This window comes from Streptomyces sp. NBC_01717 (genome assembly GCF_036248255.1).
Classification (GTDB): Bacteria; Actinomycetota; Actinomycetes; order Streptomycetales; family Streptomycetaceae; genus Streptomyces.
Map to the genome: position 1 here is coordinate 1135452 of NZ_CP109178.1, position 24987 is coordinate 1160438.

Sequence of the window (24987 nt, forward strand, 5' to 3'; positions counted from 1 at the left end):
AAGGCATTTGAGGACCCTCGGCCTGCATCGCGGAGCCGGAACTGTGGACACGATCCGCGCCGCACCGCAGCACTCCTGCGCCCTCGCTTCACAGACCATCGAATGGACCTGTGCAGCGGCAACTTCCGTGCCGACAACCTCACTGCCACCGGCGTCATTCCGGTCGAGCGACGTGCAAAGAAGGGCCGGCAACGCGAGTGCGGGCGACCAGTAGCGCGATGTCGTCCTCCGGCTTCGGTGTCGTCGCCATCTCCGTGATCACCTGGGAGCAGAGGGCATCCAGCTCCGATGGTGCTCGGCGCAACGCGGTGGCCAGCCGGTCGAGTCCGGCGTCGATGTCGGTGTTCCGCGTCTCGATGAGCCCGTCCGTGAACAGGACGATCAGGCTGCCCTCCGGCAGCTCCACGTCCACCGATTCGAACGAACCGAGGCCGACGCCGATCAGCGTGCCTGCAGGGGTGTCGGGCGTGGTGACCTGGCCGTCCGGCGTGACCAGCAGCGGTGGCGGGTGTCCGGCACGCGCGAAGGAGCACACGCGGGTTGCCGGGTCGTACACGGCGTAGATGCAGGTGGCCCCTACGATCGGCGGGGCGGGGTCGCCGGACCGGGCGCCCTCCCCCGTCAGCTGGGTGGCCAGCTCGTCGAGGTGGACGAGCAGCTCGGCCGGCGGCAGGTCCAAGGCGGCCAGCGTGAGCACCGCCGTACGCAGACGGCCCATGGTGGCGGCCGCATTGATGCCGTGCCCGATGACGTCTCCGACGACCAGGGCGATCCGCCCGCCCGGCAGGTGGATGGCGTCGAGCCAGTCCCCTCCGACGCCCTCATGGCGGTCCGACGGCAGGTAACGCCAACCCAGTTCCACGGCGTCGCCGCCCGACAACGCGCCGGGCAGCAGGCTCCGCTGCAGCGCGAGAGCGGCGGCCCGCTCGCGGGTGTACCGGCGGGCGTTGTCCAGACTCAGTGACGCGTGGACGGCGAGTTCCTCGGCCAGGATCAGGTCGTCCCGCGAATACGGAGCGACGTTCTCGGTACGGACGAACACAGCGATACCGAGGATGGTTCCGCGTGCCATGAGGGGGACCATCATGACGGAGTGCATGCCGGTGTCGCGGATGATCCGGGCACGCCGGGGATCCCCGGCGAGCCAGCTGCCGGACCCGGTGTCCATCACGGGCTCCATATGCGACTTGCGGTGGTGAAGCACGTACAGGAAGGGAGATTCCGGAGGCACGAACACCGGCTCGCCCCGGGCGAAGGCGGACTCCGGCGCACCTTTGTGGATGGAGGCGAGTCCCGCGCGCCGGAACACCGGGATGCCCGAGTCCCCGGGCCGCATCCGCTCCAGCGGCTCGCCGCCGATGGGCACCGACTCGGCCAGGTCGACCGTGGCGTAGTCGGCGAACGCCGGGACTGCCAGGTCCGTGAGCTCCTGGGCGGTCGTCATCACATCCAGTGTGGTGCCGACGCGCCTCGCCGCCCTGCTCATCATCGCCATGCGCTCGCGCGTCCACCTCTGAGTGATGTCCGTCGAGGTCGTGCACAGCCCGAGGGGCGTACCGTCCGCGCGCTCGAGACGGATCAGGGTGGACGAGAAGACGACTTCCCGGTCGGCTCCCTGGTCGCCGCCCGGGGAGACCCAGCGCGCCTCGTGGCCGGTGACCGGCTCACCGGACGCCAGGACCCCGCGCATCACCGGCTCGACCGCGGCAAGGTCGAAGCCCCGCAGCGGCTCCCGCATCAAGAGTCCCGGGCAACCGTCCGGGGGCAGGCCCACCGTCCGTCTGGACGTCTGGTTCAGCCAGACGCAGCGCAGCCGTGTGTCCCAGACGGCAACCGAGAACGGCGAGCGGTCGAGCAGCGCCCGTACGGCGGGCTCGCCCGCCTTCTGCCGCGCGTCGCCGTCCGGCATGTCCGTAGCCGCCAGGAGCCAGCATCTCTCACCGTCGGCGCCGGTCAGTGCAGTGACCTCCAGCTGCACCCGCAGAACGCGACCATCGCGATGCCGGACGTCCAGCACCGGACCGGGCCTGTGCTGGTGTTCGCCCGTCCGCTCCGTCCACGCCGGGTCGCGCGCCCGGGACGGCAGACAGGATCCGCCTTCCGTACCTTCCTGCCGGCTTGACAGAAGGCGCACCGCGGGCCGCCCGACGACGTCCTCGGCTCGGTGGCCGAGAAGCTGTCGCGCCCCGTCGGCCCACGCCAGGACCGTACCGTCGCCGTCGATCACCGCTACCGCAGGAACCGGCAGACCGCGAATGCCGTGCGAGGGTGCATCCGGCCCTTGCTCGGCACCGGGTGCGACGTGGGCTGGGCGCGTCATGGCCCCTGACCTTCCATGGCCTGTTCACTGTCGGGGACGATAAGGCCGCTCGGCGGGCCATTCGGCTCGGCCCAGGCCCATGGCCAGGACGTCACCGGTGATGAAGGCCGCTTCGTCACCGGCCGGGCAGGCCACGAGCGACGCCGGCCCCTGGGGTACTGCGATCCCCGTCCGAGCAGGTGGGCTGTACGTAGCTCCGCCCGGAGCCAATCCTACGCGGCGAAGCCCACACGCGACATCGCGATGTCGCGTGTGGGCTGTCCCGGAATTGAGGTGCATCCGCTGAACAGGCGTAAGGACCAGGGACTCATTACGTTGAAGTAGGGGCCCGACGCATCCGCCGCCGACCCCGACATGCACGCTGCCCAGATCTCCCGTACAGCGTCGAAGGAGAGCCATGTCCCGCGACGAAAACCTCGCTGCCCAGAACGCTATCGCCGAGGCCGTGAACAGCGGCAATCTGGACGATTTGGCCAGGGTCGTCGAAACCGACTCGGTCGACCACGATCCGGCCCCGGGCCAGGTTCCGGGCCCGGCCGGATATCAGGCCATGTTCGCCGACATCAGGGCGGCCTTCCCCGACCTGCACGTCGATGTCGAGCATCTCGTCACCACGGACGACGAGTTGGCATTCGCCTACACCATCAGCGGGACACACCTCGGTGAACTGATGGGACACAGTCCGACCGGGCGGAAGGTGTCGTACCGGGGCATGCAGATAAGCAGGTTCGCCGACGGAAAACTCGTGGAGCGGTGGGGCAGCAGCGACGAACTCGGCATGCTGCGCCAGCTCGATCTCATCCCGTGAGTGGGCGCTGCACCGTTGCCCCGTGGTGACGCTCCACCACTTCATCCCTCCGACCTCTGGCGGGCCAGGTCGCCCAGGTAGGTGCCGGCGGTCTCCATGACCGAAGAGACCTGCGGGCCCTTGCATGTTCTATGTCATGCAGCATAAGTTACCGGCAGGTAGACCAGTTCGGGGCAGCGCTCGTCACGGCAGGAGACACACGGCATGATCGATCGCTCATCCCGCTGCGGACGCGGCCGGCCGCCTCGCAGCCGCTGAGGTGGTGGGCGCGTGAGCCCGCGCAGGAGCGACAGCCGTGAGCGGATGGTTCTCAGTGCCGCCGCGCTGCTTCGTGAGCACGGGGCGAGCGCCACCAGCATCGATCGCGTGCTCGCTCACAGCGGTGCTCCACGCGGCTCCGTGTACCACTACTTCCCCGCCGGGCGGGCGCAGTTGATCGACGAGGCGGTGACACTCGCCGGCGAGTTCGTCACCGGACTGATCGAGACCGCGACGCAGGCCGATGACGCCGTGGAGGCGATCGACGCGTTCTTCGCGCTGTGGCGCGACCGACTCGTCGACAGCGACTTCCGGGCCGGCTGCCCCATCGTGGCGGTCGCAGTCGAGACCAACGACGACGCTCCCCAACTGGCCCGCTCCGCGGCCGCGGTCTTCGCCCGCTGGCAACAGGCGCTTGCCGCGTTGTTTCTCCAGCACGGCCTGCCCGAGGAGCGGAGCAGGAGGCTGGCCGCCTTCATCATCGCGGCACTCGAAGGCGCGGTGATCATGTGCCGGGTCGAGCAGAGCGCCGCCCCGATGGAGGCGACCGCCGTCGAAATCCATGACCTGCTGGCCCACGCGTTGCGTGACCGCTCCGATCAAGGTCAGGCACCACGGCCATGACCTGCCTCCACCCCGACCCCATCCAGCTCGAAGGAGCGACCATGCCCACTCTCGACCGCCAGGACAACGTCTTCGTCCTCGACCTCGGGGACGGTGAGAACCGTTTCCACCCCGACTGGATCGCCTCCGCCGATGCCGCGCTGGACGAGGTGGAGAAGGCGGAGGGGCCGTACGCTCTGGTGACTGCCGCGACGGGCAAGTTCTACTCCAACGGTCTGGACCTGGACTGGTTGTCCGCCCACTCCGATCAGCACCAGGACTACGTCGTCTCCGTGCAAGAGCTCTTCGCGCGCGTGCTGGCCCTGCCCGCGATCACCGTGGCCGCACTCCAGGGGCACACCTTCGCAGCCGGCGCGATGTTCTCCCTGGCTCACGACTTCCGCGTGATGCGCGCCGACCGCGGCTACTGGTGCCTGCCCGAGGCCGATATCAACATTCCCTTCACCCCGGGCATGTCCGCGCTGATCCAGGCCCGACTGGCCCCGCAGACCGCGCATGAGGCCATGGTGACCGCCCGTCGCTTCGGCGGTCACGACGCCGCGGCCGCCGGCATCGTCGACCGCGCGGTGGACGAGGACGCCGTCCGCTCCACCGCCATCGAGATCGCCCAGGCGCAGGTGAGCAAGGCCGGCCACACCCTCGGCACCATCAAGGCCCGTATGTACGCTCCCGCCCTCGCCGCTCTGCGCGAGAAGGGCAACCCTCTCGGCTGACTCCGCAGCAGGCGGCCGAGGATGCCGGACACCCGGGCAAGGGCGTACGGCCCGCAGTACCGAACTGCCGAAGCCGGGCGAGCCGCACCCCGCACGCCCTCGGCACCCGCTGCTGCTCCAACGCCCTCGCCCAGGAGAATCTGACCGGAGGCCTCCTGGAAACGTGAGGCGAGGGCCCCGGCCCCATGGCCCCCGGCCCGCCACCACGGTGTGGCGATTTGCCTGGTAGCGTAAAAATGTCGGAGTTGACCTGCGACACTCAACCGTGCCGCCTGCGCGACGGGAACAGGAATGACCGGTGGACCCGAACCCATCAGCGATGTCGCTCGCGAGGCGCTGGAGCGAGAGCTCGCCGATCTGCGTGCCGAACGCGAAACTGTCGCCGCCACCTTGCGAGGCGGTGAACGGGTCGGCGACAGGGCCGACGAAGCCGACGAGTTGCAACGCGGCACGGAACTCGACCGCCTGGACACCCGAATCGCCGAGGTCGACGGGCGGCTTCGCGAGGCGGCCGTTGCGGCGCCTCCCCGCACCGACAGGGTCGGCGTGGGCAGCAGCGTGACGGTACGGTTCGCGGACGCCACCGAGGCAACCGTCCAGATCGGCGAGGTCGCCGAGGTACTGGATCCGACCTTGGTCACCGCCGACAGCCCGCTCGGCCGCGCACTGCTCGGCTGTCGCGCCGGCGACACCATCAGCTACGAGACGCCCGAGGGACGGTCGACCGCGGTCGTGTTGTCCTTGGGCGACGAGGACGACAGGTCATAGCTACGGGACCGCCCTCACATCAGCCCGTGACGATTCCGGCGACGAGATTGATGGTGGTGGCCAGGATGCTGGCGCCGAAGACATAGGACAGCAGGCAGTGCCGGAGGGCGACCGCGCGGATCGTGGAACTTGACACGTCGGTGTCGGAGACCTGATAGGTCATTCCGAGGTTGTAACTGAAGTAGAGGAAGTCGCTGTACTGCGGCGGGTCGTCGGAATTGAAGTCGATCCCGCCTTCGGGAGTCAGGTAATAGAGGTACGCGTATCGGGTGGCGTACATCAGGTGAAGTGCCGCCCAGGCCAGGAACACGCCACAGAGTGCCGTCGCGGCCGCGGCGTGGCTCAGGTCCGAGTTGCCGACCAGGAGCAGCATCACGATGCCGACCAGTCCGCACAGGGCGGACGCGACGACGACGAGTTCCTCGGTGACGGGCCGGAACTGCTCGCTTCGGACGTGGCGATGAGTGGTGGCGGCATCCATGGGCCACAGGACGATCCACCCTGCGACGACGAAGCTCGTCTCCGCCGCGGCGATACCGGCGAGAATTCCCAGCGGTGTGTTGGTCAGTAGACCGACGACCGAGCCGATCGCCGCTCCGACCACGGTCGCACCGGCGAGTCGAGGAACGGCGGAAAGCACCAACCAGCGGTTCATGAGCCTCAACAATGACTACCTCGGCAGCTCGGTGACGGGTCTCAGGCTTCGAGTACGACCACGACCTCGTCCGTGGACGTCAGTGTCTCGTGGAAGTACACCTCGATGCGCTCGCGTCGTGCCCGTAGAACGCGACCGAGCAGGTCGGACCTGCCAGATCCTGGAGCCCCGACGGCGGCATGACGACGGGCTGAGCTACGCCCATGTGACTCCCGCCGAACAATGAGACGCGAAGCGAACAGAGAGGACGGCGTCAGAGTATCCGCGTGCGAACCGGACGGCAGCCCTGCAGCACGTCGGGAGATCCCCCACGGGTCGCACGCACCACGCCGCACCCACCGGTCCTGCGGCGCGCGGAACCACACGCTCAGCCACAGGCGTGGCAGCGGCTGCGAAGCCGAGTGGCGCCCATTGAACAACGGACATAGCCTGCCCGAAAGTACCGTTTAATCACCCCTTGCCCACATGGTGGAAGGCCGAGAGTCTTGAGCGCCGACAGTGATGAACAGGAACGCCTGGAGCCCAACGTGGGGCCCACGCCCGAGGGGAATCCGGAGTTTCGCCCCTACCACCACCCCGCTGCGGGCTGGGGCGCAGCCAAGAGCGTGAGCCGATTCCTGGTACGCGAGGGCGCGCTGGTGGACGGCCCACGGGCGATCATGCGGATGAATCACGAGAACACCGGGTTCGACTGCCCCGGATGCGCATGGCCGGACGACACCAAGGGGCTGCATCTGGACATCTGCGAGAACGGAATCAAGCACGTCACCTGGGAGATGACCCGTAAGCGGGTCGGACGCGAGTTCTTCGCCGCCCACTCGGTGACCGAGCTGTCCGGGTGGAGCGACTACGACCTCGAGAACCAGGGCCGGTTGACCGAACCGATGGTCTACGACCCCGATTCGGACCACTACGTCCCGATCAGCTGGAAGGACGCGTTCGAGGTGGTCGGCCGTGCTCTGCGCGAGCTGGACAACCCGAATCAGGCATCGTTCTACACCTCCGGCCGGCTCGGCAACGAGGCAACCTTCCTCTACCAGTTGATGGCGCGTGAGCTGGGCACGAACAACCTGCCGGACTGCTCCAACATGTGTCACGAGGCCAGCGGTCGCGCTCTCTATGCGTCTTTGGGCACCGGCAAGGGGACCGTCGACCTCCAGGACTGGGAGACCGCCGACGCGCTGTTCATCCTGGGAGTCAACGCCGCGTCCAACGCGCCCCGGATGCTCACGGCCCTCGCCGAGGCCTACCACCGCGGCGCCCAGATCGTGCACATCAATCCGCTGGTCGAGGCGGCGGCCACACGCACCATCGTCCCGCACGACTTCACGGACATGGCCCTCTTCAAGACGACCCGTACCAGCACGCTGAACCTGCAGCCCCGTATCGGCGGCGACATGGCCCTGCTGCGCGGCATGGCCAAGGCGATCCTGGAGCAGTCGGAATCCGACCCCAAGGCTCTGGACCGGGAGTTCATCGACCGCCACACCGCCGGCTTCGAGGAATACCGCGCGCTGTGCGAGGCCACCTCGTGGGAGGAGATCGAGCACCAGTCCGGGCTGAGCCGCGACGACATCCTCAAAGCGGCGCGCGTGTACGGCGAAGCCGACCGCAGCATCGTCAGTTGGTGCCTGGGCATCAGCCAGCACGAGCACGGCGTCGACACCGTCCGGGAGATCGTCAATGTGCTTCTGCTCCGCGGCAATCTGGGGCGGGAAGGCGCGGGCCCCTCCCCCGTCCGAGGGCACAGCAACGTCCAGGGCAACCGCACCTGCGGCATCGACCACCGGCCCGAGGACGAGTTCCTGGACCGCCTCGCCGAGGTCTGCGACATCCAACCGCCCCGTGAGCACGGTCTTGACACCGTCCACACGGTCAAGGCGATGCACAGCGGCGATGTGAAGGTGTTCGTCGGCATGGGCGGCAACTTCGCCCTCGCGGCGCCCGACACCCCGTACACCTACGCGGCACTGCGCAACTGCGACCTCACCGTGCAGGTGAGCACCAAGCTGAACCGCAGCCACGTCGTCCACGGCCGCCGGGCCCTCATCCTGCCGTGCCTCGGCCGTACCGAGAAGGACCATCAGCGTAAGGGCATCCAGAGCACGTCCGTCGAGGACTCGATGAGCATGGTCCACCTCTCGATCGGGATGAAGCGCCCCGCCTCCTCGCACCTGCTGTCCGAGCCGGCCATCATCGCCGGCATGGCCCGGGCCGCGCTGCCCGACAGCGCCACGCCTTGGGACTGGTACATCGAGGACTACGACCGTATCCGGGACACCATGGCCCAGGTCCTCGACGGCTTCGAGGACTTCAACCGCCGCGTGCGCCTGCCCCTCGGCTTCCGAATCAAGCAGCCCGCCCGTGAACTGGTCTTCCTCACCCCGTCCGGACGCGCCGAGTTCTCCACCGCCGTCCTGCCCGACGTCGTCCCCGCCCCCGGCACCCTGGCGCTGGGCACCATGCGGTCCCACGACCAGTGGAACACCACCATCTACTCCGACAACGACCGCTACCGCGGCGTCAAGAACCTGCGCACGCTCGTCTTCATGAACCGAGGCGACATGCGCGAGCGCGGTATCGCCGACCTCGGCCCGGTAGACATCACGAGCACCGCGAAGGACGGCAGTCAGCGATCCCTCAGCGGCTACCTCGCCATCCCCTACAACATCCCCCGCGGCTGCGCGGCCGGCTACATGCCCGAGATGAACGTGCTCTGCGCGCTCAACGACTACAGCACCCAGAGCGATCAGCCGATCATGAAGCACGTCAAGGTCACCATCGGCCCCGCCGCCTGAGCGGGGAAGCGTGCACAGGCGGAGCTGCGCGTTGCGTCACCGCCACCGGACGAGCCGCTCCAGGAGAAGGTAGGCACGCTGCTCCGCGGCGGCGAATTCGGTGGGATCGATCTCCGCCGGCCAGAGCTCGCCCGCCGCGGCGTCATCGGCCTCACGCAACTCCACCACGGCTGCCGCGAGGTGCGTCTGGACGATCGGGAACGACGGCTCCGAGCGGTCGTCCAACGTATGCTCCGCACGCTCGGACGCCTCCCTGCACGCGGCCAGCGCGCGCTCCGCTCGGACCGCCGCATGGTCGTGGACCACCAGGAGCGCACAGCCCAGACCGATGACGATCCCGAGGACGCTGCTCAGTGCCCGGTCCTGGACAAGGGCTCCGGCAGGTGAGGGCGAGGCCAGGTCGCTCAGCAGCAGCGCCAGCGGCGTGAGGAAGACGACGCCGAGACCGTAGTTGCGGGCCACGACGTACTCCAGCATGAACTCCAGCACAACGATCACGAGGACGAGCACCACGGAATCTGGGCGCGCCGCCAGCACGCCGAGAGCGAGCATCAGTCCGGCAACCGTGCCCAAGGTGCGCTGGACGGCGCGCTGCGCCGCGGTACGGACGTTGATCGAGTGGAGCACCGCGGCGGCGGAGATCGCCGCCCAGTAGCCGTGGCCGAGGCCCAGGAGAAGGGCCGTCCCGCCCGCCAGCCCGGTGCCGAGGACCATCCGCAGGGCGGGAATGAGCAGGACCGACGCGTGACCGGGGCGGCCGTGGCGCTGCCCCGACACCAGTTCCGCAGCGCGCAGTTCGGCGGCGCGCCGGGTGGTGGGATCGGCCGGAAGCGGCTCGGGTCCTGTCATGGAAACCATGCCGGCCTGGGCGATCACGGACGGGCTCGACAGCTCGGGCAGCAATTGCGGAACCCGGTGGCGACGGCTGACGAGCAGGCGAACCTGGCCGCGCAGGTGCTGCGCCAGACCCGTCGGATCATCGGGTGGCCGGCGGGCGGAACCGATCAGCAACGACCAGGAGAGGTCGGTCAGACGGACGCACGTTCCGCCCCGCCCGCCCCACTCGGCGGCTGTCGGAGGCATGAGGCCAAGAGTCCGGTACGCCTGCAGAACAGCAGCTGTCGCCCGGTGCCGGACGAGCCCGCTTCCGTCCCCTGCGCCGGCCGCCTCCAACAGCTCTGCGAGCTCGCGCAACGCCGCGGCCACGGCGAGACGCTGCGGACGATCCGGGTGCACGAACCACCCCGACACAGCCAGTACCCAGGCGACGGTCGCACCCAATGCGGCCAGGGCGGTCTGCGGAAGGATGTCGGCGGCGGCCGGCGAACCGTTGGCCGCTACGGCGAAGGAGAAGAGCAGCAGCACCGCGCCCAGCCCGCTGAGACGTGCCGCGTCACAGGCGAGCTTCGCCGCACCGGCCACCACGGCCATGGCCGCGACCACCACTGCGGCGCCTGCTCCCCCGTCCCGGGGATGGGCCCACGCGGCGAGAGCCGAACCGCAGCCCACACACGCTGTCATGGCTGCCGCGACCAGGGCGAGGACACGGGCACGACGCGCGTAGGGCAGGTTGCGGCCGAACGTGGTGGTGAAGGAGCCCAGCATGGCGTAGACAGCCTGATCGGCCCGCCCGGCCAGTGCCATCGGGAACGCCGGCAACGCCATGGCCAGCGCGGCACGCAGAGCGAAGGACAGGGCACCGTCCACGCTCTGCAGGGCGAGCGCGCCACGCGGGGAGAGCGCGCGCCCCACACGGGCTGCCGAAGGCCGCCTTCCGCTTCCGATGACAGCAGGGAGCGGAAGACGGAAACGGGGCATATGCGCTATATATCACCTGCTTCTGCCGCCGGGCGGGTCATCGATCACTCAATGCAGCGGTGCGCCGGGAGTTCTGCACCGGTGACACGTTGGCGCTCAGCACACGCCGCCCCATTCCTCGTCACCGTCCGAGACGATCTGGCGCGGTCGCGGGCGGGACCGTTCCGCCGTCGGTCGGCGCCGCGGTTGTGCCTGCCTCGTGCGGTGAGGCAGGCACAACCCTCGTCGGGCGCGGTGCTACGCGGCGGAGGAGGGAACCTGCTTCATCTCGTCGACGGCCTGTCGCGCGGTGATGGCCGAGGTGTAGAGGATGGTGCCGGGCTTGATCTTGCCGGAGTCGCCGCCGTGGGGGCGGACCTGGATGGTGCGCTCACCCAGGTAGGTGTAGCTCTTGGCGTCGAAGATCCATTCGGTTCGGGCGCCGGAGGTCTCGTCGAGCCGTGCGACGGCCACGCCGTGGCGGCCGGCTGCGTCCACGGCGTCCTTGACCAGGACCACGCCGGGGATCTTGGTCGCGGTCTTGAACAGGGCGACGTTGAGGTCGGCGGGGGGCATGGATTCGTTGAGGAGGTCCCCGATGGTGGTGAAGGCCTGCTGGTCGGGACTGTTGCCCTGCCCCTTGGTCTCCTTGTAGATCTTCGCCAGGAGCGTGTCGGGGTCGGTGGTCAGGGTGGCGAGATAGTCGTAGGACGGGCCGCCCAGCCGAGCAGGTTCGATCTCGCCCTTCTCGTTGATGTGGTCGATGGTCCCGCCGCCGGGCGGGAAGACGGCCGGGTCGATGAGCCAGCCCTTCGCACCGTCGGTCGAGCGCCAGGTCTGCCGACGGTGGATCCCGTCGCTGACTACGGTGGTCTTGTCGTCGACCGTCTTCTCGTAGGTGGTGCCGACCTGGCTCTCGATGTAGATGTACTGCCCCGCACGCACGGTGGGCGCCGGCTTCTTCGCCGCGGCCAGCGAGATCTGGTTGAGCAGCTGCGGGACACCCTGGGCGGTTCCCGCACCGACCTGTGCAGTGAGCGCCGGGCCGGCGACGAGGGATTCGTGGCCACTGCTCGAGCCGGTGAGGGTGACGACACCGGCAGCGATCACGGCCAGCGAGCAGGCGGCGGCCGGGATGACGATCAGGGGCCGCATGAACCCGCGTCGTCGCGCGGGCGCCGTGGGGGCGGATGTGGGTGTGGTGGCCGAGGCGGCCGACCGGGTGTCCTGGTCGATGAAGTTCATCAGTTCTTCCCTGTGGAAGGCGTGGCGGCCCGCGGGAAAGTCGGCTTCGTCGAGGGAGACCAGACGCGCGGTCTCCTGCCATTCATCAGGCGTAAGACGGGACTGGTTCATGTTCACCGGGTTCCTTCCTGGACGGGCCGGGCCGCGATGTTGCGGTCTCCTCTTACCTGTCGATCCGCAGGCCGGGGTTCCCGGAAATCTGCTTGCATTTCCGTATCCGCGAGTTTGCGCAGCTTGGTACGGGCCCGTGAGAGGCGGGAGCGGACCGTTCCGACGGGGACGCCCAGGACCTGGGCGGTGGTGGCGTAGTCCAGGCCCTGCCACAGGCACAGGCTGAGCACTTCGCGCTCGGTGCGCCGCAGCCCGGCCAGAGCGGTGGCGGTGGCGGCCAGGCGCCGGCGGTCGTCGATCCGGCCGGCGACCTCGTCGGCGTGATCGGCCACCGCGGTCTCTGCTTGGGCGGCGGCCAGAGCGGCCGCCTTGAAGCGGCGGTTGCTGCGCGACTGGGCGCGGACCAGGTTGGTGGCGATACCCAGGAGCCAGGGGCGCAGGCTGCCGCCGTCGGCGTCGACCCGCTGACGGCCCCGCCATGCCTCCATGAACGTCGCGGACACCACGTCCTCGGCCGCTGCCCAGTCCGCGGTCAGCCGAAAGGCGTGGTTGTAGAGGATTCGCGCGTACTCGTCGAAGAGTTCCGCGAAGGCCTGCGGATCCCCTGCGCGAATACGGGCTCGCATAGTTTTCGTCACACCAGTCAGCTGTCGATTCCGAGCAAGGGGTTCCCGAGACGTGCGTCACAGTTGCACGGCCGGGTGCGGAGGCTCTGCGCTACTGCCCGCGCCTGCGTCAACTGACTCGACTCGTGTCGGACACCCACAACCGACCAAACGTGGGTGGGTCGGGGAGGCGGTTCGGGAACGAAACGATCCGGGTCGTCCCGGACGGCGAGGAGTGATCTGTCGTCTACGGATTCGAGAAGGTCAGTGCCTCCTCCAGTTTCGCCAGCGTCGCGGCGTGACCGAAGAGTCCGGGCATACCGCCCGAGTGCAGGAAGATCGTGCGTCGGCCGGGCACCACGTCTCCTTCCTCGATCGCGGCGATCAGGCCGGCCATCGCGCGTCCGGTGTAGATCGGGTCGAGCACGATGCCTTCGGTGCGGGCGGTCAGGGTCAGGGCGGCCATGGCCGCTTCGGTCAATGTGCCGTAGCCCTCGCCTACCTGCTCCAACCGCAGGCTCAACGTCTCCGGCGCGCAGTGTGTGCCGGACAGGCCGGAGGCCAGTTCGGACACGGTCCGGGCGGGATCGGTCACGGCACCGCAATGGACGCCCAGCACGCGCGCGGACCCGAGCGGATCGAGGAGTCCTGCCATGGTTCCACCGGAGCCGACCGCGACCACAACGGTCGCCAGGTCGGGGGCCTGGACGAGCAGTTCACGCCCGCACTCGGCGTAACCGCGAGCGCCCAGCACGCTGGAACCACCGAAGGGGATCAGCGCCGGGACGGCTCCCCGCCGCCGCAGCTCCTCTGCCACATGCTCGGCAGCGGAATCGAGCGCCTTGTCGTCGACATCACCGGCCCACACGACCGTGGCGCCGAAGAGACCGTCGAGTGCGAGGTTGCCGGACGTCGACGATCCCGGTGCGCCGGCGAGCACGAGAACGACGTCCAGCCCCAGCCGGGCGCCGGCAGCGGCGGTCAGACGCGCGTGGTTGCTCTGTGGCGCACCGGTCGTCACGAGAGCCGTGGCACCGTCGGCGAGCGCCGCACCGCAGGTCCACTCGAGTTTGCGTACCTTGTTCCCGCCGCCGCCCAGGCCGGTGAGGTCGTCACGTTTGACCCACAGGTCGCCCTCACCGAGGCCGATTGCCCGGGCGAGGCGTGGCATGGGCTCGAGCGGGGTCGGCCAGGTCCCGAACACTGCTCGCTGCGAGGTAGGGCTGTCCGAGGTCATCGCCACCGCTTTCCGTCTGCGCTGCCGTGCGTGTGTCTGCGGATCATGCTCCCACGGTGGCAACCGCCCCGACGTCGCCGGTGTTCGGCATCACGGATCGTGGCTGGAGCTCACGCACACAGTGGTCATGGCAGCGCGGCCACCGGGCCACAAGCCGGGGGTGGCGTGAGCCCTGTACCGCCGCGACGGTGCCGCACCGCAGGGCGGCCGTGCGATGCTGGTCCGGTGACGCTACCGGACCTGGTTCGGCTCCGCCGGACCCGCGACATGATGGACCGCGACTACGCGGAGCCGCTCGATGTCCCCGCGCTGGCACGCGCGGCCCACATGTCGCCCGGCCACTTCTCCCGCAGCTTCCGCGCCGCGTTCGGGGAGACGCCGTACAGCTACCTGATGACCCGCAGGATCGAGCGGGCCAAGGCCCTGCTGCGGCGCGGCGACCTGTCGGTGACGGACGTCTGCTTCGCGGTCGGGTGCACGTCGCTGGGGTCGTTCAGCTCGCGGTTCACCGAGCTGGTGGGCGAGAGCCCGAGCGCGTACCGGGCGCGCCCGCACGAGCAGGACGCGGCCATCCCGGCCTGCATCGCCAAGATCTTCACGCGACCGATCAGGAACGGAGCGGCGAAGCACGCTGCCCGACCATCGTGAGCTGTGTGGGCATCGGGCCTTCGCAGTGCGAATGCCGGCCTCGCGGAGTGGCCCCGCATCAGCGTGCTTCGACGTCCGGCCAGTGTGCGGTCGTGTGTGTGCCGGTCGGTTCGAACCGACCGGCACACACGCAGCGCCAGAACAGCAGCGGGCTTACCGGACGAGTTCGGACGGTTCATCGAGCCGCGTCAGTTTCCGCGGGTTTGCCATCGCGTGGATCCGGGTGACTTTCCCGTTCTCCACCACGAGACTGACCGCGGCCAGTCGGCCGTCGATCTCGATCCGGCCCGCAGGCGCGCCGTTGAGCCACACGGCCGACACGACCCGGTCCGGGCGAGCGAGTATCTTCGCCACGAGTTCGGCCCCGTGGATCGGAGCCGGCGCGGCGGCCGCAAGCCCGCCGCCGTCGGCGATCAGGACCGCGTCCGGTGCCATGACGTCCAGCAGTTCCTGCAACCGACCGGTACGCAGCGCGGCCAGGAACCGCTCCACCACGGCCTGCTGCTCCGACCGGCCCACCTGCACCCGCGGCCGACCGATCAGACCTTCCCGCCGCGACGGACGTCGTCGCCCATTCGGTCCCGCCAGGGGTGCCGCCGGGCCGTGGAATGCGCACGCTGGACACGTCCCGGAAGCTTCGTGGGCACAGGTGACACCGGAGGTGAACCGGGCAGCGCTGACCGCACCGGGCCACTGGGCGGGTACCGGCGCTGATGTTCCCGCCCCTTCGGAACGTTCGACCGGGCGCCCACGGGCGGCCGGCGGACTTCGTCTGCCCAACGTTGCCCGGGCACTCCTCCCCGCCAGCGGGCTCCTGCAGCTCCGGGTGTCCGGCAAGGGCTCGGCGTTCACGGTCCGCAGGCTCACGCCTGTGAGCCGACGAATCGGGTACCGACGAGAGAACACCCCCTTCACCGCGCAGACGGAGGTACGAATGACCACCGCTCGGGACTCGGTCGGCACGATCACCGACCAGGAGGTAGCCGCTCTCGACGCCCACTGGCGCGCCGCCAACTACCTCGCGGCCGGTCAGATCTACCTCATGGCGAATCCGTTGCTGGCAGAGCCGCTGCGCACCGAGCAGATCAAGCCACGGCTGCTCGGTCATTGGGGCACCTCCCCCGGGCTCAACCTCGTCTACACGCACCTCAACCGGATCATCAAGAACCGCTCCCAGGATGTGCTGTGCATCTGGGGCCCCGGGCACGGCGGCCCCGCGGTGCTGGCCAACTCCTGGCTGGAGGGCACCTACACGGAGACGTACCCGGACATCACCCGGGACACGGAGGGGATGGAGCGGCTGTTCCGGCAGTTCTCCTTCCCCGGCGGCGTGCCCAGCCATGTCGCGCCGGAGACCCCCGGCTCCATCCACGAGGGCGGCGAACTGGGCTACTCGCTCGCCCATGCTTACGGAGCCGCCCTGGACAACCCGGCCCTGCTGGTCGCCTGTGTGATCGGCGACGGCGAGGCGGAGACCGGCCCGCTGGCGGCCTCCTGGCACAGCAACAAGTTCCTCGACCCCGTCCACGACGGCGCGGTCCTGCCCATCCTGCATCTGAACGGCTACAAGATCGCCAACCCCACCGTGCTGGCCCGTATCCCGGAGGACGAACTCGACCAGCTGATGCGCGGACTGGGGTACGAACCGCTCCATGTCGGCGGCGACGACCCCGCCACCGTGCACCGCGCCATGGCCGCCGCGATGGACACCGCCGTGGACAAGATCCGCGCCGTCCAGCACGCCGCCCGCCACGGCGGAGAGCGCCGTCGGGCACGCTGGCCGGTGATCGTGCTGCGCACGCCGAAGGGCTGGACCGGGCCCGTCGAGGTCGACGGCCTGCCGGTGGAGGGCACATGGCGCGCCCATCAGGTCCCGCTTCCCGCAGTTCGGGAGAACCCCGCTCACCTCGCGCAGCTGGAGGAATGGCTGCGTTCCTACCGTCCCGAGGACCTCTTCGACCCCACCGGCCGTCCCACCGAACAGGTGTTGGCGTGCGTGCCGGAGGGCGAGCGCCGCCTTGGAGCCACCCCGTACGCGAATGGTGGCCGGATGCTGCGTACCCTGCCGGTGCCGCCGCTGGAGCACTATGCGGTGCCCGTCGACAAGCCGGGGACGACCCAGCACGAGCCGACCCGCGTCCTGGGCGGGATGCTGGAGCGCGTCATGGCGGATACCGCGCAGCGCCGGGACTTCCGTCTGTTCGGCCCCGACGAGACCGCGTCCAATCGACTCCAGGCGGTCTACGGAGCCAGCGGCAAAGCCTGGCAGGAGCAGATGCTGCCCACCGACGAACACCTGGCCCGGGACGGCCGGGTGATGGAGATCCTCTCCGAACACACCTGCCAGGGCTGGCTGGAGGGCTACCTCCTCACCGGCCGTCACGGTCTCTTCTCGTGCTACGAGGCGTTCGTCCATATCGTCGACTCCATGGTCAACCAGCACGTCAAGTGGCTGCACACCTCTCGTCAACTTCCCTGGCGCGCGCCGATCGCGTCGTTGAACTACCTGCTCACCTCGCACGTGTGGCGCCAGGACCACAACGGCTTCTCACACCAGGACCCCGGCTTCGTCGACCACATCCTCAACAAGAGTCCCGAAGTGGTGCGCGTCTATCTGCCCCCGGACGCGAACACCCTGCTGTCCATCGCCGACCACGTGCTGCACAGCCGGGACTACGTCAACGTCGTGGTCGCCGGCAAGCAACCGTGCTTCGACTGGCTCAGCATGGATCAGGCGCGCGCCCACTGTGCACGCGGCGTCGGCATCTGGGAGTGGGCCGGAACCGAGAACGGCGACAGTGAACCCGACGTCGTCCTGGCCTGTGCCGGTGATGTCCCCACCCAGGAAGTGCTGGCCGCGGCCGACCTCCTCCGGCGCCACCTGCCGGACCTGGTGTTCCGGGTGGTCAACGTCGTGGATCTGACCCGGCTGATGCCCGCGACGGAACACCCGCACGGTATGCCCGACGTCGAGTTCAACGCGGTCTTCACCACCTCCCGGCCGGTGATCTTCGCATATCACGGCTACCCGTGGCTGATCCACCGGCTCGCCTACCGGCGGGCCGCCCACCCGCACCTGCATGTGCGGGGCTACAAGGAGTCCGGCACCACCACGACGCCGTTCGACATGGTGGTGCGCAACGACCTGGACCGCTACCGGCTGGTCATGGACGTCATCGACCGGGTTCCCCGCCTCGGCGCCCGGGCCGCCGCCACCCGGGAGGCCATGGCCGACGCCCGCACTCGGCACCACGACTGGATCCGCGAACACGGCGACGACCTGCCCGAGGTCGCCAACTGGACCTGGTCGTCGTGACACTCCGACCCGCCCACTCCTGGCGTCCCACCGGTATCCCCTCGTGCAGTGGGGTCACCGCGCCACGATGATGGCGTACACCAAGAAGAACGCGGCGCACAGCACGACGACGATCCCGATGGCGATCAGGGGCCCCTTGGTCCAGCCCCGGGTCACGTCACCTCGTGGTCCCGTTTCCGGCCCTGTACTGCTCTCGGCAGGTGGGGTCTCCCCCGGCGGAACCGTCCGCTCGTGCTGGGCGCGGCGGCCGTTGTGCGGATCAGGATTCGCATCACTCATTCGTTCAGAGTGCCCCCTGCCGGACAGCTCGGCGCGCCGGGACACCCAATCGTGGACGGGCCTTGATCCGGTCGGGCCGACGACGGTCCCGGTCTCGCCGGCTCACGCCCACTGGCCGACGACGGTCCCGGTATCGCAGGGGCTCACGCCCACCGGCCGGCGAACCGGGACCGTCGTCACGGATTCAGGTATCCAACAGGGGTAGACCGGGCAGCACCTTCTCGATGGTGATGGGGAAGTCGCGCACGCGCACGCCGGTGGCGTTGAACACCGCGTTCGCGAGCGACGCACCGGCCCCGCAGATGCCCAGCTCGCCGACGCCCTTCGCGCCCAGCACGTTGGCCTTGTCGTCGTACCCGTCAAGGACGACCGCGTCGACGTCGGGGACGTCGGCGTGGACCGGCACCAGGTATTGCGCGAAGTCCCGGTTGACGAAGGCGCCGGATCGCAGGTCGACCACGGCCTCCTCTTCGAGGGCCGCGCCGGCTCCCCAGATCATGCCGCCGATCAGCTGCGAACGAGCCGTCTTCGCGTTGAGCACGCGACCCACCGAGAACACGCCGAGCATCCGCCGCAGACGGATCTCGGCGGTGTCCGCGTCGACCCCCACTTCAGCGAAATGGGCCCCGTAGGTGTTGATCGAGTAGTCCGTGTAGTGCGGATCGTCGCCCATGAAGCGGGTACCGCCCTCCGCCTCGACACCTTCCGGATGGTTGCGGGCGACGATCTCGCTCAGCGCCTCGGACGCGCCGCCGACAGCCACGTTGCCATCGGCGAACACGGCGTCCGCCGGGTCCAGGCCGTGCAGCGGGGAGCGGGTGTCGCCGCGCGCCGCGGCCAGGAGCTGCTCGCGCAGGGTCATACAGGCCCCATGCACCGCATTGCACGAACTGGCGGCGCCCCACGAGCCGCCGGACCCCCAGCTGGTGGGAAAGTCGGAGCGCCCGAGCTCGATCCGCACCCGATCGGGCGGCAGTCCGAGCCCCTCGGCCGCGACCTGGGTCAGGACGGTGTACGTACCCGTGCCGAGGTCGGTCATGTCCGTCTGGACAACGGCGGTGCCGTCAGCCTCCAACCGCACGCGCACCGCTGTCGGCCCTTGGAAGTGCCCGCGGATGGCGGCCGACATGCCGTAGCCGACCAGCCAGCGCCCGTCGCGCACGCTCGCCGGGGTGGCGGGGCGGTGCTCCCAGCCGAACCGGCGCGCGCCTTCGCGCAGGCAGTCGATCAGGTGCCGGTCGCTGTACGGCACGTTTCGCTCGGGATCGACGGTGGGCTCGTTGAGGATCCGCAGCTCGACCGGGTCCATCCCGAGTGCGTGGGCCAGTTCGTCCATGGCCGACTCGACCGCCAGCATGCCCGGTGCTTCACCCGGCGCGCGTACGTCCGTCCCGGGCGGCAGATCGAGCGGCGCCAGCCGGTGGCTTGTCAACCGGTGGGGCGCGGCGTAGAGGCTGCGGGTCGTGGCGGCGGTCTGCTCGGCGTACTCCACGTCGGGGTTGGTGTGCATGGTGACGTCATGGGCGATCGCGGTCAGCTGTCCGTCCTGCTCCGCGCCCAGTCGAACCCGCTGTCTGGATGTGGGGCGGTTGCCGACGAGCTGGAAGATCTGCTGCCTGGTCATCGCGACCTTGACCGGTTGGCGCAACTCTCGTGCGGCGAGCGCGGCCAGGATCGTCTCGGAATGGATGCCCAGCTTGGAGCCGAATCCCCCGCCGACGAAGGGGGTGACGACGTGGACCCGCTCCGGGTCGATCCGAAGCGTGGCGGCGACCGAGGCCCGCGCCGCGTCGACGATCTGGCAGCTGACGTAGACAGTCAGGTCCTCGTCGCGCGGTTCCACGAGACACGCGTGCGGTTCCATCGGCATCGAGAGCTCGTACGGCGTCGTGTACTGCTGGTCGATCTTGACCGCCGCGCCGGCGAACCCGGCATCGAAATCGCCGACCGCAGTGTCGGTGGGGAGACCGGCGTTGACCACCTTCGGGATGTACACCTCGTCTTCCTGCTCGGCGAAGTTGAAACGTCCCCGCCCGCCGGTGTACTCGACTTCGACCAGATCGGCGGCCGCTCGGGCCTGCTCGAGGGTCGTGGCGACGACAAGTGCCACCGGCTCCCCGTAGTAGTGGACGTCCGGGCCCGTCAGCACCGGCTGGGCGCGCCAGTATTCGAACGGGATGGACTCATCACGGACACCCTGCGCGGGGGCATTGTGATGGGTCATCACCATCTTTACGCCGGGTGCGCGTTCGGCGCTCTCGGTGTCGATCCGGGTGATGCGGCCTTTGCCGATCGTCGCGCCGACGATGAACCCGTAGAGAGGTTGGCCGGCCCCCCACTGCTCGTAGGCGTAGGTGGCCCGGCCTGCGACCTTCAACGGGCCGTCGACGCGGTTCAGAGCTTGCCCGATCATCTCGTCTCCTCAGCTCGCCTGAGCCGCTTGCGCCAGCGTGCGGCACAGCGTGCGCCTGGCCAGCTCGATCTTGAAGTCGTTGTGCCCCTGCCCCACGGCGTCGCGCATCGCGGCCTCGGCGGCCGCGCGATAGGTGACCATCGTGGCGGGACGGCCGGCCAACGCGGCCTCGGCCTCGATGGACCGCCAGGGCTTGTGCGCCACACCGCCGAAGGCCACCCGCGCCTCACTGATGGTTCCCTGATCGGTCGAGACGACAGCCGCCACGGAGACCAGCGCGAACTCGTACGACGCCCGGTCCCGCACCTTGCGGTAGATCTGCCGGCCCGACGGGGGCGGGGGCAGGAGCACGCTCGTGATCATCTCGCCGGGACGCAGCTCGGTCTCGATGTGCGGCGTATCGCCCGGCAGCCGGTAGAAGTCTGCGATGGCGACGCGGCGTACCGACCCGTCGGCGTCGAGCAGCTCGATCTCCGCCTCCAGTGCGGTCATCGCGACGGCCATGTCCGAGGGGTGGGTGGCGATGCAGGAGTCGCTGACGCCTAGGAGGGCGTGAATCCGGTTGAACCCGCCGATCGCCGAGCATCCGGAACCGGGATCCCGCTTGTTGCAGCCCGCAGCCGTGTCGTAGAAGTAGGGGCAGCGAGTGCGCTGCAACAGATTTCCCCCGGTGGACGCCTTGTTGCGCAGCTGGCCCGAGGCGCCGGCCACCAGTGCCTCCGACAGCACCGGGTAGCGGGTACGCACTCGGGCATCGGCGGCCACATCGGAATTCGCCGCCTGGGCCCCGATGCGCAGTCCGCCGTCCGGAAGCTCCTCGATGTCCCGCAACGGAAGCCGGCTGATGTCGACCAGATGGCTGGGCTTCTCGATGTCGAGCTTCATCAGGTCGAGCAGATTGGTGCCGCCGCTGATGAACTTCGCGCCGGTTCTGGACACCGCAGCGACGGCTGCCTGTGCGTCCGTCGCTCGCTCGTACGTGAAGGACCTCATTCCGGGCCTCCCTCAGCGATGCCACGGATGGCCGCGACGATGTTCGGATAGGCGGCGCACCGACAGATGTTGCCGCTCATCCGCTCGCGGATCTCCTCATCGGTCAACGCGATACGCGGCGAGGTCACGTCAGCGGTGGCGTGGCTGGGCCAACCCGCCTCCACCTCGGCGAGCATGCCGACAGCCGAACAGATCTGGCCGGGAGTGCAGTAGCCACATTGGAAGCCGTCACGCTCGACGAAGGCGCGTTGCATGGGGTGCAGGCCATCGGGATCGCCCAGGCCTTCGATCGTCACGATCTCGTCGTCCTCATGCATCACGGCCAGCGTCAAGCAGGAGTTGACGCGTCGGCCGTTGATCAGCACGGTGCAGGCGCCGCACTGCCCGTGATCACACCCCTTCTTGGTCCCGCTCAGGCGCAGGTGCTCGCGCAGCGCGTCGAGCAGCGAGGTCCGTGGATCCACCTCTAGCCGTCGCACCTGATCGTTGACGTTCAACTCGATCGCCGAGAGTTGGGCCATCTCGCCCTGGCTCCGCCCCGCGGCGCCCGTATCCGAATCACTCACCACAGCTCGCCTTCCTCGCTGGGTGCGGGTGTCACCCTGGATATGCGTCGCCACTGTGGGGCGCGCTCCCCCTCAAGGTCTCGCAAAAACCGTCGCACCGCTCGTCGGGAGACGGACAACCGCGCCCGCCTCGCCCGGCCGGGCGCATCTGCGCGGCGGCCCGGCACGCATCCCGCGCAGAAGCCCGGCGGACCCCGGCGCCGGGTGGCGAAGGTGCTCCAGAATCAGCCGGGTGGCGAAGTGCCGTGAAGACTGACCACGCTCGATGAGCTGGGCTTCCGGATCCGCGATCCGCCTCTCAGCGAAGCGGGGAGTCGATGGTGGCGGCGCGCCACGTCGCCTCGTCGGCGTCGAGCAGCGTGGCCATGACGGCGGGGTCCGGCAGGGGGCCGTGATCGGCGGCCACCCGAAGGGCGGAGGCCGCGGTCAGATGGCCCAGGCGCAGGGAGCGCTCCACGGACAGCTGTCGCAGCAGGCCGCTCAGGAATCCGGCGGCGAAGGCGTCTCCGGCGCCGACCGGCTCGACCACGCGGACGGTCAGGGCGGACACGCTGTGGGCGTCCGGGCCGACGAAGGCCGTGGCCGCGCGGGCCCCGTCCTTGACGACGAGGATGCGGGGGCCGGGGAGGAGGTCACGGACCGCGCGGGGGTCGGTGAGCGCGTCTCCCCAGAGGTCCTGGGCCTCGTCGAGGCCTACGAGCACGATGTCGGCCCGGTCCGCGAGGGGTCGCAGGACGTCGGCGGCGGACCGGCCGGTCCAGAGGGCCGGGCGGTGGTTGACGTCGAAACTGACGCTGTAGGAGCGATCGGGGCGCAGTGCCCGCTCGACGAGGGCGTGACAGCCGGAGGACAGGGCCGGGGTGATTCCGCTGAGGTGGAGGAGCGCGGCGTCCGCCACCGTGGGGTCGTCGAGGAGTTCGGGGGTGAGGGCCGAGGCCGCGGATCCGCGGCGGTGGTAGTGGACGCGCGTGCCGTTCCTGCCGGGGTCCTTCAGCAGCAGTCCGGTGGGCCGGTCCGGATCGGTGCGGACGCCGCTGATGTCGACGCCGCCCGCGGCGACCCGCTCGCGGACACGCCTGCCGAAGGGATCGTCGCCGAGCGCGGACACCCATCGGACGGGGATGCCGTGGTCTGCGAGGTACAGAGCCACGTTCGACTCGGCGCCCGCGATGTCGACCCGGAGAAGGTCCGCGGCATCGAGCGGGCCGAGAGGTTCGGGGGCGAGGGCGGCCATGGTCTCGCCGACGCAGACCACGGGGCCGGGACGCAGCGGCCGGGGGGTGCTCATGGAGGGTCTCCTAGCGTGTGTCGGCGAAATTCGTGGCGTCCGTGGTGCCCACCGGGCGGTACGGCGCGGCAGGCGCCCCGGGTATGTCCACGCGCGAAACGAAGACGGCGCCGTCGAGCGGACCCGGATCGGGCAGGCCGATGCGGGCACTGGTGACAAGGAGGGTGCGGCCGTCGGGGCCACCGAGGCAGAGTCCGGCGGGCTGGACGGCGGCAAGTTCCACGATCCGGTCGAGGGTGCCGTCGGGGTGGTAGCGATGGACCTGCCCGGTGCCCCAGACGGCGGTCCACAGCCCGCCCTCGACGTCGGCCGTCATGCCGTCGGGGCTGCCGGAACCGAGAGTGACGAAGAGGCCGGGCTCGCCCAGGTCGCCGGTGTCGGGGTCGACGGGGTAGCGCCGGATGATGCCGCGGGCGCTGTCGGCGAGATACATGACGGTGCCGTCGGCGGTGAACGCCGGGCCGTTCGGGACCGTGATGTCCCGCAGTACGCGCGTGACGTGGCCGTCGCGGTCCACGCGGTAGAGCGAGCCCGCGTCCTCGGTCGCCTCGTAGGCCATGCTGCCGGCCCAGAAGCGGCCGTGCGGGTCGGCTACGCCGTCGTTCATCCGCATCGGCACCGGGGCGTCGTCCTCGGGGCGTGCGATCCAGTCGACGCGTCCGGCGTCGTCGATACGGCAGATGCCGGTGCCCGCCGCCGCGATCCAGTGGCCCGGGCGTCCCTCGACCGGGGCCACCGCGCCCAGCGGAACGGGCAGTCGGGCGATCAGTCCGAGCGATGCGGCGGGGTCGTCGGGGGCGGACAGCAACCGGCCGGAGAGGATGTCGGTCAGGACCACACGGCCGTCCGTCCACCGGATGCCCTCACCGAGTTCGAGGCGGTCGATCCCGTGGACCGTGGGCGTGGTCACGGGCGGGACTCCGGGCTGACGACGTCCAGGAACTCCCGTGCGCGCTCGCGAAGGCCGGCGAGGCTGCCTCCGTCGGCCGCGTCCGCGATCAGGGGCGAGCCGACGCCGACGGCCGTGGCTCCGCTGCGCAGATAGTCGGCGGCGGCCGGGGCGTCCACTCCTCCGACGGGCACGAAGGGGAGGTCGGGGAAGGGGCCGCGCAGGTCCCGCAGATATCCGGGGCCTCCGGCGCTTCCGGCAGGGAAGAGCTTGAGAGCGTCGGCACCGAGGCGCAGGGCCTGGAGGATGTCGGTCGGTGTCATCACACCTGCGAGGACGGGGAGTCCGAGTTCCCTGCCGGTGGCGATGCCGTCGCTGACCGCCGGGGTGACGAGGAACGCGGCTCCGGCCCGGTGGGCGGCCCGTGCGTCGTCGGCGGTGAGGACGGTGCCCGCGCCGAGGGTGGCGTCCGGGCCGAGTACGGCGCGGGCCCGGGCGATGACGTCGAGGGCGTCGCGCCCGCTGAGGGACACCTCGACGAGCGTGACGCCCTCCTCCACGAGAGTGAGGACGGTCTTGAGTGCGGCGTCCGGGTCGCTGCCGCGGACGATGGCGAGCAGCCGGTGCGCGCGCAGTGCGGTGAGCAGGTCCATCGG

20 protein-coding genes and 1 pseudogene are annotated in these 24987 nt (G+C 69.8%); 7 read left to right on the forward strand and 14 right to left on the reverse strand.

The window, feature by feature from the left end; genetic code table 11:
- Positions 1–154 precede the first annotated feature (154 nt).
- Positions 155–2320 carry a SpoIIE family protein phosphatase gene (locus OHB49_RS05345; RefSeq protein WP_329158365.1) on the reverse strand — a complete coding sequence of 722 codons (2166 nt, stop codon included), beginning with the start codon at positions 2318–2320 and terminating at the stop codon, positions 155–157.
- Between the two features lie 397 nt (positions 2321–2717).
- Here OHB49_RS05345 and OHB49_RS05350 point away from each other — a divergent pair, with 397 nt between their 5' ends.
- From OHB49_RS05350 to OHB49_RS05365, 4 genes are all read left to right on the forward strand, one after another.
- A complete protein-coding gene (locus OHB49_RS05350; protein WP_329158367.1) occupies positions 2718–3128 on the forward strand; it encodes an ester cyclase in 411 nt (136 codons plus the stop codon).
- A 270-nt stretch (positions 3129–3398) separates the two neighbouring features.
- On the forward strand, positions 3399–4010 hold the full coding sequence (locus OHB49_RS05355) for a TetR/AcrR family transcriptional regulator (protein ID WP_329158369.1): 612 nt from the start codon (positions 3399–3401) through the stop codon (positions 4008–4010).
- A 41-nt stretch (positions 4011–4051) separates the two neighbouring features.
- A complete protein-coding gene (locus OHB49_RS05360; protein ID WP_329158370.1) occupies positions 4052–4723 on the forward strand; it encodes an enoyl-CoA hydratase-related protein in 672 nt (223 codons plus the stop codon).
- A gap of 291 nt (positions 4724–5014) precedes the next feature.
- A complete protein-coding gene (locus OHB49_RS05365) occupies positions 5015–5491 on the forward strand; it encodes a GreA/GreB family elongation factor (RefSeq protein ID WP_329158372.1) in 477 nt (158 codons plus the stop codon).
- Positions 5492–5510: 19 nt separating this feature from the next.
- On the opposite strand, the gene OHB49_RS05370 is transcribed toward OHB49_RS05365, so the two are convergent.
- The gene (locus OHB49_RS05370; protein WP_329158374.1) at positions 5511–6146 is read right to left on the reverse strand and encodes a DUF1345 domain-containing protein; all 636 of its coding nucleotides are present in this window, start codon (positions 6144–6146) and stop codon (positions 5511–5513) included.
- Between the two features lie 485 nt (positions 6147–6631).
- Here OHB49_RS05370 and OHB49_RS05375 point away from each other — a divergent pair, with 485 nt between their 5' ends.
- Complete coding sequence (locus OHB49_RS05375; RefSeq protein WP_329158376.1) at positions 6632–8944, forward strand: FdhF/YdeP family oxidoreductase; 2313 nt, start codon at positions 6632–6634, stop codon at positions 8942–8944.
- A gap of 36 nt (positions 8945–8980) precedes the next feature.
- On the opposite strand, the gene OHB49_RS05380 is transcribed toward OHB49_RS05375, so the two are convergent.
- From OHB49_RS05380 to OHB49_RS05395, 4 genes are all read right to left on the reverse strand, one after another.
- Positions 8981–10762 carry an FUSC family protein gene (locus OHB49_RS05380; RefSeq protein WP_329158378.1) on the reverse strand — a complete coding sequence of 594 codons (1782 nt, stop codon included), beginning with the start codon at positions 10760–10762 and terminating at the stop codon, positions 8981–8983.
- A 237-nt stretch (positions 10763–10999) separates the two neighbouring features.
- Entirely contained in the window at positions 11000–12097 is a 1098-nt protein-coding gene (locus tag OHB49_RS05385; protein ID WP_329158380.1) for a CU044_5270 family protein, read from the reverse strand.
- Positions 12098–12099: 2 nt separating this feature from the next.
- Positions 12100–12723 (reverse strand): RNA polymerase sigma factor, encoded by a 624-nt coding sequence (locus OHB49_RS05390; protein WP_199919294.1) that lies wholly within the window; start codon positions 12721–12723, stop codon positions 12100–12102.
- 226 nt (positions 12724–12949) lie between these two features.
- The gene (locus OHB49_RS05395) at positions 12950–13939 is read right to left on the reverse strand and encodes a D-cysteine desulfhydrase family protein (RefSeq protein WP_329158383.1); all 990 of its coding nucleotides are present in this window, start codon (positions 13937–13939) and stop codon (positions 12950–12952) included.
- A gap of 225 nt (positions 13940–14164) precedes the next feature.
- Between OHB49_RS05395 and OHB49_RS05400 the strand changes: the two genes are divergently transcribed.
- Positions 14165–14587 (forward strand): helix-turn-helix transcriptional regulator, encoded by a 423-nt coding sequence (locus tag OHB49_RS05400; protein WP_030977498.1) that lies wholly within the window; start codon positions 14165–14167, stop codon positions 14585–14587.
- Positions 14588–14740: 153 nt separating this feature from the next.
- Here OHB49_RS05400 and OHB49_RS05405 read toward each other — a convergent pair.
- A pseudogene (locus OHB49_RS05405) lies at positions 14741–15124 on the reverse strand (RNA polymerase subunit sigma-24); the annotation flags it as partial.
- A gap of 397 nt (positions 15125–15521) precedes the next feature.
- Between OHB49_RS05405 and OHB49_RS05410 the strand changes: the two are divergent.
- A complete protein-coding gene (locus tag OHB49_RS05410; RefSeq protein ID WP_329158386.1) occupies positions 15522–17903 on the forward strand; it encodes a phosphoketolase family protein in 2382 nt (793 codons plus the stop codon).
- Between the two features lie 54 nt (positions 17904–17957).
- Here the strand turns inward: OHB49_RS05410 and OHB49_RS05415 are convergent, their stop codons facing one another.
- The 7 genes from OHB49_RS05415 to OHB49_RS05445 all read right to left on the reverse strand — a co-directional run bounded on the left by OHB49_RS05415 (position 17958) and on the right by OHB49_RS05445 (position 24984).
- A complete protein-coding gene (locus OHB49_RS05415; protein WP_030924306.1) occupies positions 17958–18182 on the reverse strand; it encodes a DUF6480 family protein in 225 nt (74 codons plus the stop codon).
- Between the two features lie 184 nt (positions 18183–18366).
- Complete coding sequence (locus OHB49_RS05420; protein WP_329158390.1) at positions 18367–20595, reverse strand: xanthine dehydrogenase family protein molybdopterin-binding subunit; 2229 nt, start codon at positions 20593–20595, stop codon at positions 18367–18369.
- 9 nt (positions 20596–20604) lie between these two features.
- The gene (locus OHB49_RS05425) at positions 20605–21588 is read right to left on the reverse strand and encodes an FAD binding domain-containing protein (protein WP_329158392.1); all 984 of its coding nucleotides are present in this window, start codon (positions 21586–21588) and stop codon (positions 20605–20607) included.
- Positions 21585–22154, reverse strand: a complete 570-nt coding sequence (locus tag OHB49_RS05430; protein ID WP_376255582.1) for a 2Fe-2S iron-sulfur cluster-binding protein — start codon at positions 22152–22154, stop codon at positions 21585–21587. Before OHB49_RS05430 ends, OHB49_RS05425 begins: the two co-directional genes overlap by 4 nt.
- Positions 22155–22452: 298 nt before the next feature.
- Positions 22453–23442, reverse strand: coding sequence for a sugar kinase (locus OHB49_RS05435; RefSeq protein ID WP_329158393.1), 990 nt, complete (start codon positions 23440–23442; stop codon positions 22453–22455).
- Between the two features lie 10 nt (positions 23443–23452).
- A complete protein-coding gene (locus OHB49_RS05440; protein ID WP_329158395.1) occupies positions 23453–24352 on the reverse strand; it encodes an SMP-30/gluconolactonase/LRE family protein in 900 nt (299 codons plus the stop codon).
- Complete coding sequence (locus OHB49_RS05445) at positions 24349–24984, reverse strand: bifunctional 4-hydroxy-2-oxoglutarate aldolase/2-dehydro-3-deoxy-phosphogluconate aldolase (protein WP_030977510.1); 636 nt, start codon at positions 24982–24984, stop codon at positions 24349–24351. The genes OHB49_RS05440 and OHB49_RS05445 overlap by 4 nt, the downstream gene beginning before the upstream one ends.
- Positions 24985–24987 lie beyond the last annotated feature (3 nt).